This window comes from Leifsonia sp. Root112D2 (assembly GCF_001424905.1).
GTDB lineage: Bacteria > Actinomycetota > Actinomycetes > Actinomycetales > Microbacteriaceae > Root112D2.
This window is the reverse complement of sequence record NZ_LMCU01000001.1, coordinates 47,104-60,561: the sequence shown is the minus strand read 5'-3', so window position 1 is coordinate 60,561 and position 13,458 is coordinate 47,104. Positions and strand designations below refer to the sequence as shown.

The window sequence follows — 13,458 nt, the reverse complement described above, 5'->3', positions numbered from 1 at the left end:
ACCACCGAGAAGGGGAGTTCCGCGCTGGTTGCGCGTGCTGATCCCCGTCGTGCTGATTGCGGTGTGGTTCGCGGTGTTCTCCGCCGGCGGCTCCTCGTTCAGCCAGGTGAACACGGTGGCCAAGAACGACCAGATCCAGCATCTGCCCGCCAGCGCGGATGCCACCCAGGTGCAGAAGCTGCAGTCGCAGTTCCGCGGTGACGACGTCATCCCGGCCGTCGTGGTGTATCAGCGCACGGGCGGCCTGACCGCCGCCGATCGCACGGCGATCGATGCGCAACTGGCACAGGTCTCCGCGCTCGACGGCGTCGTGAAGAAGGGCGTCTCGCCGGCGATCGTGTCACAGGACGGCAAGGCGGCCGAGGTCATCGTGCCGATGGAGACCCGCGTCAAGCCTGCTGACACCGTGAAGACCGTGCGCGCGATGCTGACGACCGGTCTGCCCGCCGGACTCTCGGTTTTTGTCACCGGGCCGGCGGGACTCTCGGCCGATATTGTGGGTGCGTTCAGTGGGCTGGACGGCATGCTGCTGCTCGTGGCTCTCGCCGCGGTGCTCATCATTCTCATCATCGTGTACCGCTCTCCGCTGTTGCCGCTCATCGTGCTCGGCACCAGTCTTGTGGCGCTCACCGGTGCGATGTTCACGGTCGTGGCGCTGGCGAAGGCCAATCTCGTCGTGCTCTCGGGACAGACCGAGGGCATCCTGATGATTCTCGTCATCGGAGCCGCCACCGACTACTCGTTGCTGTACGTGGCGCGCTTCCGTGAGGCGCTGCGCGACTATGAACACAAATGGGATGCCACCTGGGCCGCGTTGCGCGGCTCGTGGCAGGCGATTCTCGCCTCGGCGGGAACCGTCATTGTCGGGCTGCTCTGCCTGCTCTTCAGCGAGCTCAACTCCAACAAGGCGCTCGGCCCCGTCGCGGCCATAGGCATCGGCTTCGCCCTGCTCGCGGCGCTCACCCTGCTGCCGGCGCTCATGCTGTGGGCCGGTCGCACCGCGTTCTGGCCGGTGCGTCCGAAACTCGGCTCCACGCATCCGTCGGTGGATGGCGCCGGTGCCCGGGGTATCTGGCCCCGCGTCGCGCGGCTGGTCTCCAGGCGCTCCCGCACCGTGTGGGTGGCGTGCGCGGTGCTTCTGGGCGTCGCCGCACTCGGCCTCGCGGGGCTGAAGGCAGACGGGGTGCCACAGAGTGACTTCGTGATTGGCCACTCCGAGGCCCGCGACGGCCAGGCCGCGCTGAGCGCTCACTTCCCCGGTGGGGCGGGCACTCCCGCCATGGTGATTGGCCCGCAGTCCAGGCTGAAGGACATGTCCGACACCGTTCTCGGAACGAAGGGGGTCTCCTCGTTGACCGTGATCTCCGCGGACTCGCCGAGCGGAACGCTGCCGGTCACGACCGCGGGCGTGCAGCCGGGGCCGGATGGGGCATCCGGGGAACCGACGGTGATCGACGGTACGGTGATGCTGCAGGCGACACTCGACGACGCCGGCGATACCGCACCGGCCGAGAAGACCGTGCGCGCGCTGAGGGCCTCCTTCGCGAAGGCCCCGTATGCACAGCAGGGGGCGGATGCCGTGCTCATCGGCGGCGTGACGGCCACCGCCATCGACACCAACGACGCGGCCATTCACGACCGCAACCTCATCATTCCGCTGGTGCTCGCTGTGATCCTCGTGATTCTGATGCTGTTGTTGCGCTCGATTCTGGCGCCGGTGCTGCTGATCCTCACCGTGGTGCTGTCGTATGCGGCGGCGCTGGGCGTCTCCTCGCTCGTCTTCAACGGCGTGTTCGGATTTCCCGGCGCGGACCCGACGGTTCCGATGTTCGGCTTCGTGTTTCTCGTGGCGCTCGGAATCGACTACAACATCTTCCTCATGACGCGCGTGAGGGAGGAGTCGGTGCTGCACGGTACGCGTTCGGGAATCGGCCGCGGGCTCGTGGCGACGGGCGGCGTGATCACCTCGGCGGGCATCGTGCTCGCGGCGACGTTCGCGGCGCTTGGCGTGCTGCCGGTGCTGTTCCTCGCCCAGATTTCGTTCATCGTGGCGTTCGGCGTGCTCATTGACACGATCATCGTGCGCTCGCTTCTCGTGCCGGCGCTGGGTCACGACATCGGCCGCGCGATCTGGTGGCCGAGCGCGCTGTCGCGCGCGGTGGAGCTTGGGGGAACGCGTCAGCGTTCCGCGACCCCAGCGCCGAGCGAGCCTGCGAGCGAGGGCAACCTCAGGTAGCCCGGCCCCTGAGCTTGCCGAAGGGCCCTTCGGCAAGCTCAGCGACCGAAAGACCTACAGGCTCAGGGCGCGCTGGATCAGCTCGCTCTGTTCTGCCGCGTGAACCTTGGCCGAACCGGTGGACGGTGACGCCGAGGCCGAACGCGAGATCACGCCGAGGGGGCGCGGGCCGAGCTTCGACGTCTCCAGGATCATGTACGGCCACGCACCCTGGTTCTCCGGCTCGTCCTGCACCCAGAACAGTTCCGCATTCGGGTACGTGTCGACGGTGGCCTTGAGCGCGGCACCGGGAAGCGGGTAGTACTGCTCCAGGCGCACCAGCGCGATCTCGGGATTCGGGTTCTTGTCCAGCGCCTGCAGCAGGTCGTAGTAGAGCTTGCCTGCCACAATCAGCACCCGCTTGACGGCCGCCTTGTCGGTGACGCGTGCATCATCGATGACCGGCTCGAAACGGCCGGAGGTGAAGTCCTCGACGTTCGAGGTTGCGCCGCGCAGACGCAGCATCGCCTTGGGCGTGAACACCACGAGCGGCTTGCGCGGCCGGGCGTAAGCCTGACGACGCAGCAGGTGGAAGTACGACGCCGGCGTCGAGGGCCGGGCCACGGTCATATTGTTCTCCGCGCACATCTGCAGGTAGCGCTCGATGCGTGCCGAGGAGTGGTCGGGGCCCTGACCCTCGTAGCCGTGCGGCAGCAGCAGCACGAGCGAGGAGCGCTGTGCCCACTTCTGCTCGGCCGAGGAGATGAACTCGTCGATGACGGTCTGTGCGCCGTTGGCGAAGTCGCCGAACTGCGCCTCCCACAGCACGAGGGCATCCGGGCGTTCGACGGAGTAGCCGTATTCGAAGCCCATGGCCGCGTATTCGCTGAGCAGCGAGTCGTAGATCCAGAAGCGCGCCTGGTTGTCGCTGAGGTTGGCCAGCGGCAGCCATTCCTGACCGTTCTCGCGGTCATGCAGCACGGCGTGGCGCTGCACGAAGGTGCCGCGACGCGTGTCCTGGCCGGCCATGCGCACGGGCGTGCCCTCAACGAGCAGTGAACCCAGCGCAAGCAACTCGCCGAACGCCCAGTCGATGTTGCCGTTGCGGCTCATCTCGAGGCGCTTGGCAAGAAGCTGCTTGAGCTTCGAATGCACCGTGAAGCCGGCAGGCGGGTTGTTGAACGCATCACCGATCAGGCTGAGCACGGAGGTGTCGATGCCTGTCGTGTCGAGCTCGACGGCGCTATCGGATGCCTGCTGTGCCTCGGGCTGACCGAGATCGCTGGGCGCGCTGCCGTCGGCAGGAATGATCGGGATCGAGTTGGTCTGCGCCGCATGCGTCTCCGCGAAGGCACGTTCGAGGCGATCCTGGAAGTCCTTGTGGGCCTCGTCGTACTCTTCCTCGGTGATGTCGCCACGACCGACGAGCGCCTCCGTGTACAGCTTGCGAACGCTGCGCTTGGCTTCGATGAGGTTGTACATGAGCGGCTGCGTCATCGACGGGTCGTCGCCCTCGTTGTGCCCGCGTCGGCGATAGCAGACCAAGTCGATGAAGACATCCTTCTTGAACTCCTGGCGATACTCGAAGGCGAGTTGCGCCACCCGCACCACCGCCTCGGGGTCATCGCCGTTCACGTGGAAGATCGGTGCCTGGATCGTCTTGGCGACATCGGTCGAGTAGACCGAGGTGCGCGCCTCAGACGGCGGTGTCGTGAAGCCGACCTGGTTGTTGATGTTCACGTGGATGGTGCCGCCGGTGCGGTATGCACGCAGCTGCGACATCTGCAGGGTCTCGACCACGATGCCCTGGCCGGCCAGGGCCGCGTCGCCGTGAATGAGGATCGGCAGGGTGAGGAAGGTGCCTGCGGGTCTGCGATCCTGCTTGGCGCGCACGATCCCCTCGAGCACGCCGTCGGCCGCCTCGAGGTGCGACGGGTTCGCGGCCAGATAGACCGGAATCTCCTCGCCGTTTGCGCCTTTGAAGGTGCCCTCGGTGCCCAGGTGGTACTTGACGTCGCCCGAGCCCTGAATGGTGCGCGGATCCTGCGTTCCCTCGAACTCGCGGAAGATCTGGCCGTAGGTCTTGCCTGCGATGTTGGTGAGCACGTTGAGCCGGCCGCGGTGGGCCATACCGATGGCAACCCCGTCGAGCTCGGCTTCGGCCGCGCCCTGCAGAATCGTGTCGAGCAGCGCGATGGTGGATTCGCCGCCCTCAAGGCTGAAGCGCTTCTGGCCGACGTACTTGGTCTGCAGGAACGTCTCGAAGGCCTCGGCCTCGTTGAGCTTGCCGAGGATGCGCAGTTGTTCGTCGTGAGTGGGCTTCTGGTAGCCGCGTTCGACCTTCTGCTGGAACCAGCGTCGCTGCGCCGGGTCCTGAATGTGCATGTACTCGACACCGATGGTGCGGCAGTACGCGTCGCGAAGCACGCCGAGGATATCGCGCAGCAGCATCTGGCGCTTGTCGCCGAATCCGCCCGTGACGAACTCGCGGTCCAGATCCCAGAAGGTGAGGCCGTGGGTGGCGATGTCCAGGTCGGGGTGCGAGCGCTGCACGTACTCGAGCGGGTCGATGTCGGCCATGAGGTGGCCGCGAACCCGGAACGAGTTGATCAGCTCCTGAACGCGTGCGGTCTTGTCGACGGCGCTGGCCAGGTCGACGCTGATGTCGGGCGCCCAGTGGATCGGCTCGTACGGCAGCCGGAGCGCGGCAAAGATGCTCTCGTAGAAGCCACGCTGGCCGATGAGCAGTTCGTGCACGATCTTGAGGAACTCGCCGCTGCCCGCGCCCTGGATGACCCGGTGGTCGTAGGTGGAGGTGAGCGTGATGGTCTTGCCGATGGCGAGGCCCGTGAGGGTGTGGTCGCTCGCGCCCTGGAACTCTGCCGGGTACTCGAGAGCGCCGGCACCGATGATGCAGCCCTGGCCCTTCATCAGGCGCGGAACCGAGTGCACCGTTCCGATGCCGCCTGGGTTCGTGAGCGAGATGGTGGTACCGGCGAAATCTGTGGCCGTGAGCTTGTTGGCCCTCGCGCGTGCCACCAGATCTTCGTAGGCGGCGAGGAACTCACCGAACTCCATGGTGTCTGCACGCTTGATGCTCGGCACCAGAAGCGCCCGGGTGCCATCCGGCTTGGGAAGGTCGATGGCGATGCCCAGGTTGACGTGCGCCGGAGCGACGGTGGATGGCTTGCCATCGACCTCGGCGTAGAAGACGTTCTGGCTCGGGAACTGCTTGAGCGCCTGCACGAGCGCCCAGCCGATGAGGTGGGTGAAGGAGATCTTGCCGCCGCGTGCCCTCTTGAGGTGGTTGTTGATGACGATGCGGTTGTCGATCATGAGCTTGGCCGGAATGGTGCGCACGCTCGTCGCGGTCGGAACCGTGAGGCTGGCATCCATGTTCGAGGCGAGGGATTTGGCCATGCCCCGTAGCGGGGTCGCCTTGTCCTGGGGTTCTTCGACCTCGGCGGCGGTGTCTTTCACGACCGGCTGCGGTGCCGTGATGGGGGCGTCGGCGGGCACCGGCTGAGGCTTCGGGGCGACGGAGGTCGTGCGTGCGACGGGCTGTGTGCCGAGCACGGGTGTCGGTGCGGTGGCCGGATGCGCCTCGGCGGGCGTGGCGGCTGGCGCTTCGGCAGCGGGTGTCGTAGCGGATGCGGTGCGCGCTTGGGCAGGCTCGGCGTTCGAAGGCGTCTCGGCGTTCGAAGAGGGCTCAGCGACCGAGTCGTCGGCTACCGTCGGCTTGTAGTTTTCGAGAATCGGCCACCACGACTTGTCCACCGAGTTCTTGTCGACGATGAATTGCTCGTACAGCTCGTCGACGAGCCATTCATTGGCCCCAAACTCGCCCGATGATCCCTCGTCGGTTCCCACTCCGGTCAACTGGCTCGACACAGCCGATCGCCCACTCTCTCCATTGATTCGTCTGATTCGCTTTTGCCTCGGACGAGACCTTCATAAAGGTGCTCTGTCCAGTGATCAAGCCTAATCCATCGGCGTCGGGCTGCGGTCGTTACGACGGAGGGATAGCGTTATCGTTATGCAGTTCTATGGAACGACACCGCGCCACGATCTGACCTACTCCGACGTCTTCCTCGTGCCCAGCCGCTCAACAGTGACGAGCAGGCTCGACGTGGCGCTCGCGCCCGATGACGGCACCGGCATGACCATGCCGCTGGTCTCGGCGAATATGAACTCGGTGACCGGCCCGCGCCTGGCTGCCACGATGGCCCGGCGGGGTGGCCTCGGCGTGCTGCCGCAGGACATGCCGCTGCAGGATCTGGATGCGGCCATCCGCTGGGTGAAGGATCAGCCTGTCGCATACGACACGCCGTTCATCCTCGACCCCGATGCGACGGTTGCCGACGCGCTGCGCCAGGTGCCCGCCGTGGAGGGCCACGGGATCGTCGTTCGGGACGGTGACGGTGGCTATCTGGGCTGTATCCCCTCGGCCCGGCTTGCGACGGCACTTGTCGATGCGCGCCTCGGCGACCTGCTGCACGGCGCCATCACCTCACTCGACGCGGACGACATTCCGGATGCGCGCGCGGCCTTCGATGTCATGCACGAGGCGGATATCGACTTCGCCCCCGTGCTGCACCATGGTCAGGTCATCGGCACGCTGAGTCGACGCAGTGCACTACGCGCCACGATCTATGCCCCGGCCGTCGACGCGAATGGTCGGCTTCGTGTCGCCGCCGCGGTCGGCATCAACGGCGATGTCGCAGGCAAAGCGAAGGCGCTCGCGTCGGCGGGTGTGGACGTGCTCGTGCTCGACACGGCGCACGGGGACCAGGATTCGATGCGTGAGGCGATCCGCGCGGTCAAGGGGTTGAGTCTCGGGCTGCCGATCGTCGCGGGCAACGTGGTGACCGACCAGGCCGTGCGTGACCTCGTCGAGGCCGGCGCGGACATCCTCAAGGTCGGTGTCGGCCCCGGGGCAATGTGCACGACGCGCATGATGACGGCCGTCGGGCGCCCACAGTTCTCGGCTGTGCTCGAGACGGCGGATGCGGCGCGCGAGCTCGGCGCGCACGTCTGGGCTGACGGCGGGGTGCGCTACCCGCGTGATGTGGCTCTCGCGCTGGCCGCCGGTGCGTCATCGGTCATGGTCGGTTCCTGGTTCGCCGGCACCATCGAGGCACCCGGCGAGTTGAACACGGATGCGACGGGTCGTCTCTATAAGGAGAGCTGGGGCATGGCGAGTACCAAGGCCGTGCGCGAGCGTTTCGGCCGCCTGGACGCGTACGAACTGGCCAGGAAGACGCTCTTCGCCGAGGGCATCTCGAGCTCGACCATCTACCTTGACCCGCTGCGGCCGTCTGTCGAAGACCTGCTCGACATGATCACGACAGGGCTGCGCAGCTCGTTCACCTACGCGGGCGCTCGCTCGCTGGCCGAATTCCGGGATCGCGCGCTCGTCGGCATCCAGTCGGCCGCCGGCTACGAGGAAGGCAAGCCGCTCCCGGCCAGCTGGTAGAAGGCCTGACCGGCTGATGGGAGGCCGGGAGCAGGCCGCTAGGAGCGCGCGTGGGTCGTGGGTCGGCGTCCGGCTCGGCCGCTCGTGAGTTGGCAGTCAATTGACCCGAAGAGAAAGAGGCGCTGCTCCTTCACCGTCGAGCGATCGTCTGCATTGTCCACAGATTGGTGCTGCGTAGCGGTGCGGCCACGGTGGGCACCGTACCGTCGAGGTCATGCATCCCTTTGAACTTCTGGGCGAACCGGTCCGTCGGCGAATCGTCGAGGTTCTCGCGAGCGGCGTTGACGAATCCGCCGAGACGGCCCTCTCGTCGCGGTCTGCGCGGCGTCGACATGAGAGACGATTCCTGGGTGATGGCGGCCCGCGCCGAGCAGAAGCCGCAAACGTCTGTACTCGACGCGCTCATCACCCCGGCAAGCCGCACGGCCACGGGGGAACGCGCGACTGGCAGCGGCGCACGCACAGGGTGCGCCGGTATACTGGCGCCACAATGGACGACCCCCCACCTGCCCATAGATCGTTAGCCCCGGAAGCGTCCGAAGCCTCCCCGGCCCACGTGCGGGACGGTCGCTGTGCTCTTTGAGTGGCTCATGCTTGGCGTCGGCCTCGTTCTGACCGTCGGAACCGGGCTCTTCGTCGCATCCGAGTTCTCCCTGGTCAACCTCGACCGCGCAGACCTCGAGGCTCGGCGCGACCGCGGCGAAACCCGGCTGGGCATGACCATCGCCGCGCTCAAGATCACCTCGACCCACCTCTCCAGCGCGCAACTCGGCATCACCCTGACCACGCTGCTCACCGGCTACACCATGGAGCCGGCCATCGGCACCCTGCTTTCACCGCCGCTGCGCGCGGCAGGCCTGCCCGTCGACGCGATTCCGGTCGTGGCAACGACGGCAGCCATCGTCATCGCCACCCTGGTCTCCATGATCATCGGTGAGCTGGTACCCAAGAACTTCGCGCTGGCGCTGCCCCTGGCAACGGCGAAGCTCGCCATCCCGTTCCAGACCGTCTTTACTCTCGTCTTCCGGCCAACCGTGGCCGTGCTCAACGGCAGCGCCAACGGCGTTCTGCGCCTCCTCGGTATTGAGCCGAAAGAGGAGCTCTCCGGGGCGCGCACCGCCGAGGAACTCTCTTCCCTGGTGCGCCGATCCGCCAGCGCGGGCCTGCTCGAGGCCGATACCGCCACGCTCCTGGACCGCACCCTGCAGTTCGCCGGGCACGACGCATCCGATGTCATGACGCCCCGGCCGCGCGTGACCAGCGTCAAACGCGGCGAGCCCGCGCAGACCGTGATCGACCTGGCCAGACGAACCGGCTACTCCCGTTTTCCCGTCGTGGATGAGGACGTCGACGATGTCGTGGGCGTCGTGCATGTCAAGCAGGCCATCGCCGTTCCCCGTGATCGCCGCGCGAGCGTGCCGGTCTCCGCACTGCAGACCGAGGCGCTGCGCGTGCCCGAGACGATGCCGCTCGACACGCTTCTGGGCGAGCTGCGCGGCCGCGGCTACCAGATGGCCGTCGTGATAGACGAATACGGCGGCACCTCGGGCGTCGCCACGCTCGAAGACCTCGTCGAGGAACTCGTGGGCGAGGTGGCCGACGAACACGACCGCAGCCGCGCCGGCGTCGTGCGCGGCCGGGACTCCATGACCTTTCCGGGCATGCTGCGCCCCGACGAGCTCGCCGATCGCGCCGGCGTCGCCGTTCCAGACGACGGCCCGTATGAGACCGTCGCGGGCTTCGTCATGAACGAACTCGGCCGCCTTCCCGTGATCGGTGACGAGGTGGCCCTCGGCGACGGCACCCTGCGCGTCGAGCGCCTCGACGGCCGGCGCATCGACCGGCTGAGGTACACCCCCAGCGTGGATGCCGATACCCCGGATGCCGGCGGCCCGGCCTCCGAAATCAAGGGGGTGCGTCATGAGTGACTGGGCAGGAATCGCCTGGCTTGTCGTGCTGCTGCTCGTCAACGCCTTCTTCGTCGCATCCGAATTCGCCGTCATCTCGGCCCGGCGCTCGCAGATCGAACCGCTCGCCGAGCGTGGCAAGCGCAGCGCGAAGACGGCGCTGTGGGCGATGGAGCACGCGACACTCATGCTCGCCACGACGCAACTGGGCATCACCATCTGCTCGCTGCTGATTCTCAACGTCTCAGAGCCGGCGATTCACCACCTGTTGGAGGCGCCGCTGAATCTCACCGGCCTGCCGCCGGCAGCGATAGGGGTCATCTCCTTCATCGTTGCCCTGCTGCTGGTGTCGTTCCTGCACGTGGTCTTCGGCGAGATGGTGCCCAAGAACATCTCGTTCTCGGTTCCCGACCGGGCCGCGCTCATTCTCGCCACGCCGCTGGTGTGGTTCGCGCGCATCGTCAAGCCCGTCATCGTGGCCCTGAACGCCTCGGCGAACGGCGTGCTGCGGCTGTTCCGGGTGCAGCCCAAGAACGAGGCGGCAAGCACTTTCACCCTTGACGAGGTGGCCACGATAGTCGATCGGTCCACCCGCGAGGGCGTGCTCACCGACCGTAGCGGCGCCCTCACTGCGGCGTTCGAATTCTCCGAAAAGAAGGTGCGCGACGTTGCGGTCGACGTGCACAAGCTGGTGACGCTGGCTGCGCGGGCCACCCCAGCCGACGTCGAGCGCCAGGTGACACGTTATGGTTTCTCGCGCTACGTCACGCTCGACGAGGCCGGTGCGCCGACCGGCTATCTGCACCTCAAGGATGTGCTCGACCTGGAAGACACCGGGTACGAGCTGCCGGTGCCGGCCAAACGCATCCGCAAGCTCGTGCCGGTGTTCGCCGAGAGCGACCTCGAAGATGCCCTGGCCATCATGCGTCGCTCGGGGCTGCACCTGGCCCGTGCCTTCGACGCCGAAGGCGAGACGGTCGGCGTGTTGTTTCTCGAGGACATCATCGAAGAACTCGTCGGTGAGGTGCAGGATGCGACGCGCCGCCGATAGCGCGCCTCCTCAACCAGCCGTGTGTGCCGCTAGCGGGGGCGCGCCCGCTCGTACTGCGGCGGCCACTCGATCTCGGCGCCGAGTTCGTGAGCGGCACGCAGTGCGAAGTGCGGGTCACGCAGCAGTTCGCGGCCGAGACTCACGGCATCCGCCTGCCCGCCGGCCACGATCTGCTCGGCCTGCTGCGGGCTGGTAATCAGGCCGACAGCGCTCACCGGCACGTGGGCCTCGTTGCGAACGTACGCGGCGAACGGTACCTGGTATCCGGGGCCGAGCGGAATCGTCGCCTCGGCCACATTGCCGCCGGAGGAGATGTCGAACAGGTCGGCGCCGGCCTCATGGGCCCAGCCGGCGACGATGGCCGTCTGCTCCTCGTTCCAGCCGCCGCTGGAATAGTCGGTGGCCGAGAAGCGCACGAACAGCGGCACGTCGTCGCCGATGACGCCCCGAACGGATGCGACGAGACGCAACAGCAGGCGGGCCCGGTTCTCCAGGCTGCCGCCATACTCGTCCTCGCGATGGTTGCTGAGCGGTGACAGGAACTGGTGCAGCAGATAGCCGTGCGCCGCGTGAAGTTCTATCACGTCGAATCCGGCGTCAATTGCACGCCGTGCTGCGGCCTCGAAATCGGCAACGACGGCATCGATGCCCGCTGCGTCCAGGGCGAGCGGCGTGTCGTAGCCGGTGAAGGCATCCGCCGACGCAGACACCGTCTGCCAGCCGCCGTCGGCGACGGGCATGGTGTCGTGCCGCTCGAATCCCCAGCCCGGCCACGTGGAGGCCTTGCGACCGGCGTGCGCGAGCTGCACGCCCGCCGCAGCACCCTGCGAGTGGATGAACTCAACGATGGGAGCCCATGCGTCGCGCTGCTCGTCGTTCCACAGGCCCGTGTCCTGGTCGGAGATGCGTCCCTCGGCGCTCACGGCTGTGGCCTCGGCCATCACGAGGGCGCTTCCGCCGCGAGCGATGGAGCCGAGGTGCACGAGATGCCAATTGGTGGGCACGCCGTTCTTCTCGAGCACGGAGTACTGGCACATCGGCGCCGTCCAGAGTCGGTTGCGAAAGGTGGTTCCGCGAATCGTGAGCGGCTGGAACAGGGCGGACATGGAACTCCTCGATGGCGAAAGCGTGTGACGAAAGCGTGTGACGTAAAGCGTGTGACGTGAACGGGTGCTGCCGGGGATCGGATGCGCCGGTGCGGCGCGACCGACCGCTATTCTGCGAGCCGCGTCAGGAAGCCCCGCAAGGCATCCGCACCGGTGAAAACGTGGCCGGTGATGCCCAGCGCCTCGGCGCCGCGCACATTGACCTCCTTGTTATCAATGAAGATCGTTTGCCCTGCGGTTATTCCGAGTTCGCGCATGGCCAGCTCGAAGATGGCGGCGGAAGGCTTGATGATGCCCAGCTCGCCGCTCACGAACACCGCCTCGAACAGCTCGCCGAGAGCGCCGAAGCGAAAATAGCTGCCGAAGTCGCGACCGGCGTTCGAGAGCAGGGCCAGCCGGGTGCCGCCCTCTGCGAGATCGGTGAGCACAGCCAGCGTCGCGGCATCGATGCTCAGCCAGCTGCGAAAGTCGACGACCCACAGCCGATGGATCAGCGCGGGAGAGAACTGCGCCCCAAGTTCGTCGGCGATGCCGCCCCAGTACTCGCGGATGCCGAGCGTGCCCTGATCGAGCGCGTCGCGATGACGGTCGTACGCGCTCCAGAAGGCCGCTTCGTCGGCCGTGCCGGATGCGACGCCCGCCAGGTCGAGAAGCGTGCCCCGTTCTGCGGCATTCGGCGCCTCGGAGATCACCTCGCCATAGTCGAAGACGACGACCTTGCCGGGAATGCTGATGCCCATAGCTGTACCTTCCGTGTGCGTTTCAACCTATCGTGAAGGAATGACAGCACAGGAGCAGGCCGAGCAATGGCAGCGATGGGGCGCTGAGGACGCGCGAAAGTGGATCGCCGTTCCCGCAGCTGACGACGACAAATATTCGCGCGGCGTTCTCGGCGTGCTCACCGGCTCCTCCCGTTTTCCGGGCGCCGCCGTTCTCGGCGTCGAGGCGGCCGTGCGCACGGGAGTGGGCATGGTGCGTTATCTCGGTGCGGGCACGCCGACCCGGCTGGTGATGCAGCGTCGCCCCGAGATCGTCACGGCGGGCGGGCGGGTACAGGCGTGGCTCGCGGGCTCCGGCATGGACGCCGCGAGCCGCACTTCTCGGGAGAGCGCACGCATCCGCTCGGCGCTCGCCGAGGGCGTGCCGGCCGTGCTGGATGCCGGGGCGCTCGAGCTCGTGGGGGAGGCATCCGGGGCGCTGGTCATCACCCCGCACTTTCGCGAACTTTCGGTGGCGCTGGGCGGTGCCGGCACGGATGTCGATGCCTCCTCGATCGCGGCGGATCCGGCCGGCTGGGCGGTGCGTGCCGCCGAGACGCTCGGCGTGACGGTGCTGCTCAAGGGGCACACAACGTTCGTCGCCTCGCCCGGAGGCCGACGCCTCAGTTCGTCAACGGGGCCGAGCTGGCTCGCCACCGCAGGCAGCGGCGATGTGCTCGGCGGCATTCTGGGGGCCTTGGTGGCCACGCACGCGGATGCCATCGCTCGCGATCCCGAGACCCTCGCCGCTCTTGCGGCGACAGCGGCAACGCTGCACGGTCTTGCCGCCGATCGTGCCTCCGCGGGCGGCCCGATCGCAGCCCTCGACATTGCCGAGACGCTTCCGTCGACGATCGCCGCGCTGCTGGCGGGGTGACGGCTCAGAGGCCGCCGGCGAATCGGGCGAGGAACTCCCTGGTGAACCTTCACAGCTTCTCGTGTTCG

The 13,458-nt window shown here is 67.2% G+C and carries 9 protein-coding genes; 5 read left to right on the top strand and 4 right to left on the bottom strand.

Annotation, left to right across the window (positions count from 1 at the left end; translation table 11 throughout):
* Nucleotides 1-28: 28 nt before the first annotated feature.
* Complete coding sequence (locus ASC63_RS00265) at nucleotides 29-2,236, top strand: MMPL family transporter (RefSeq protein WP_442915059.1); 2,208 nt, start codon at nucleotides 29-31, stop codon at nucleotides 2,234-2,236.
* A 54-nt stretch (nucleotides 2,237-2,290) separates the two neighbouring features.
* Here the strand turns inward: ASC63_RS00265 and ASC63_RS00260 are convergent, their stop codons facing one another.
* Nucleotides 2,291-6,106, bottom strand: coding sequence for a multifunctional oxoglutarate decarboxylase/oxoglutarate dehydrogenase thiamine pyrophosphate-binding subunit/dihydrolipoyllysine-residue succinyltransferase subunit (locus tag ASC63_RS00260; protein WP_082486931.1), 3,816 nt, complete (start codon nucleotides 6,104-6,106; stop codon nucleotides 2,291-2,293).
* A gap of 145 nt (nucleotides 6,107-6,251) precedes the next feature.
* Here ASC63_RS00260 and ASC63_RS00255 point away from each other — a divergent pair, with 145 nt between their 5' ends.
* The gene (locus ASC63_RS00255) at nucleotides 6,252-7,691 is read left to right on the top strand and encodes a GuaB1 family IMP dehydrogenase-related protein (protein WP_055808641.1); all 1,440 of its coding nucleotides are present in this window, start codon (nucleotides 6,252-6,254) and stop codon (nucleotides 7,689-7,691) included.
* Between the two features lie 130 nt (nucleotides 7,692-7,821).
* Here ASC63_RS00255 and ASC63_RS00250 read toward each other — a convergent pair whose 3' ends face one another.
* Complete coding sequence (locus ASC63_RS00250; RefSeq protein WP_157487525.1) at nucleotides 7,822-8,121, bottom strand: hypothetical protein; 300 nt, start codon at nucleotides 8,119-8,121, stop codon at nucleotides 7,822-7,824.
* 160 nt (nucleotides 8,122-8,281) lie between these two features.
* On the opposite strand from ASC63_RS00250, the gene ASC63_RS00245 reads away from it, so the two are divergent.
* Both ASC63_RS00245 and ASC63_RS00240 read left to right on the top strand, forming a co-directional pair.
* On the top strand, nucleotides 8,282-9,619 hold the full coding sequence (locus ASC63_RS00245; RefSeq protein WP_055814520.1) for a hemolysin family protein: 1,338 nt from the start codon (nucleotides 8,282-8,284) through the stop codon (nucleotides 9,617-9,619).
* Nucleotides 9,612-10,649: a hemolysin family protein gene (locus tag ASC63_RS00240; protein ID WP_055808637.1), complete on the top strand. Its 1,038-nt coding sequence runs from the start codon at nucleotides 9,612-9,614 to the stop codon at nucleotides 10,647-10,649. Before ASC63_RS00245 ends, ASC63_RS00240 begins: the two co-directional genes overlap by 8 nt.
* 29 nt (nucleotides 10,650-10,678) lie before the next feature.
* Here the strand turns inward: ASC63_RS00240 and ASC63_RS00235 are convergent, their stop codons facing one another.
* A complete protein-coding gene (locus ASC63_RS00235; protein ID WP_055808635.1) occupies nucleotides 10,679-11,755 on the bottom strand; it encodes an NADH:flavin oxidoreductase/NADH oxidase in 1,077 nt (358 codons plus the stop codon).
* A 107-nt stretch (nucleotides 11,756-11,862) separates the two neighbouring features.
* On the bottom strand, nucleotides 11,863-12,495 hold the full coding sequence (locus ASC63_RS00230) for an HAD family hydrolase (protein WP_055808633.1): 633 nt from the start codon (nucleotides 12,493-12,495) through the stop codon (nucleotides 11,863-11,865).
* 40 nt (nucleotides 12,496-12,535) lie between these two features.
* Between ASC63_RS00230 and ASC63_RS00225 the strand changes: the two genes are divergently transcribed.
* The gene (locus ASC63_RS00225; protein ID WP_055808631.1) at nucleotides 12,536-13,390 is read left to right on the top strand and encodes an ADP-dependent NAD(P)H-hydrate dehydratase; all 855 of its coding nucleotides are present in this window, start codon (nucleotides 12,536-12,538) and stop codon (nucleotides 13,388-13,390) included.
* Nucleotides 13,391-13,458: the final 68 nt, after the last annotated feature.

Bases quoted from the DNA above. Each gene is read 5' to 3' on its own strand.
- ASC63_RS00255 (WP_055808641.1), top strand. From the start codon at position 6,252: ATGCAGTTCTATGGAACGACACCGCGCCACGATCTGACCTACTCCGAC.
- ASC63_RS00245 (WP_055814520.1), top strand. From the start codon at position 8,282: ATGCTTGGCGTCGGCCTCGTTCTGACCGTCGGAACCGGGCTCTTCGTC.
- ASC63_RS00240 (WP_055808637.1), top strand. From the start codon at position 9,612: ATGAGTGACTGGGCAGGAATCGCCTGGCTTGTCGTGCTGCTGCTCGTC.
- ASC63_RS00235 (WP_055808635.1), bottom strand. From the start codon at position 11,755: ATGTCCGCCCTGTTCCAGCCGCTCACGATTCGCGGAACCACCTTTCGC.
- ASC63_RS00230 (WP_055808633.1), bottom strand. From the start codon at position 12,495: ATGGGCATCAGCATTCCCGGCAAGGTCGTCGTCTTCGACTATGGCGAG.
- ASC63_RS00225 (WP_055808631.1), top strand. From the start codon at position 12,536: ATGACAGCACAGGAGCAGGCCGAGCAATGGCAGCGATGGGGCGCTGAG.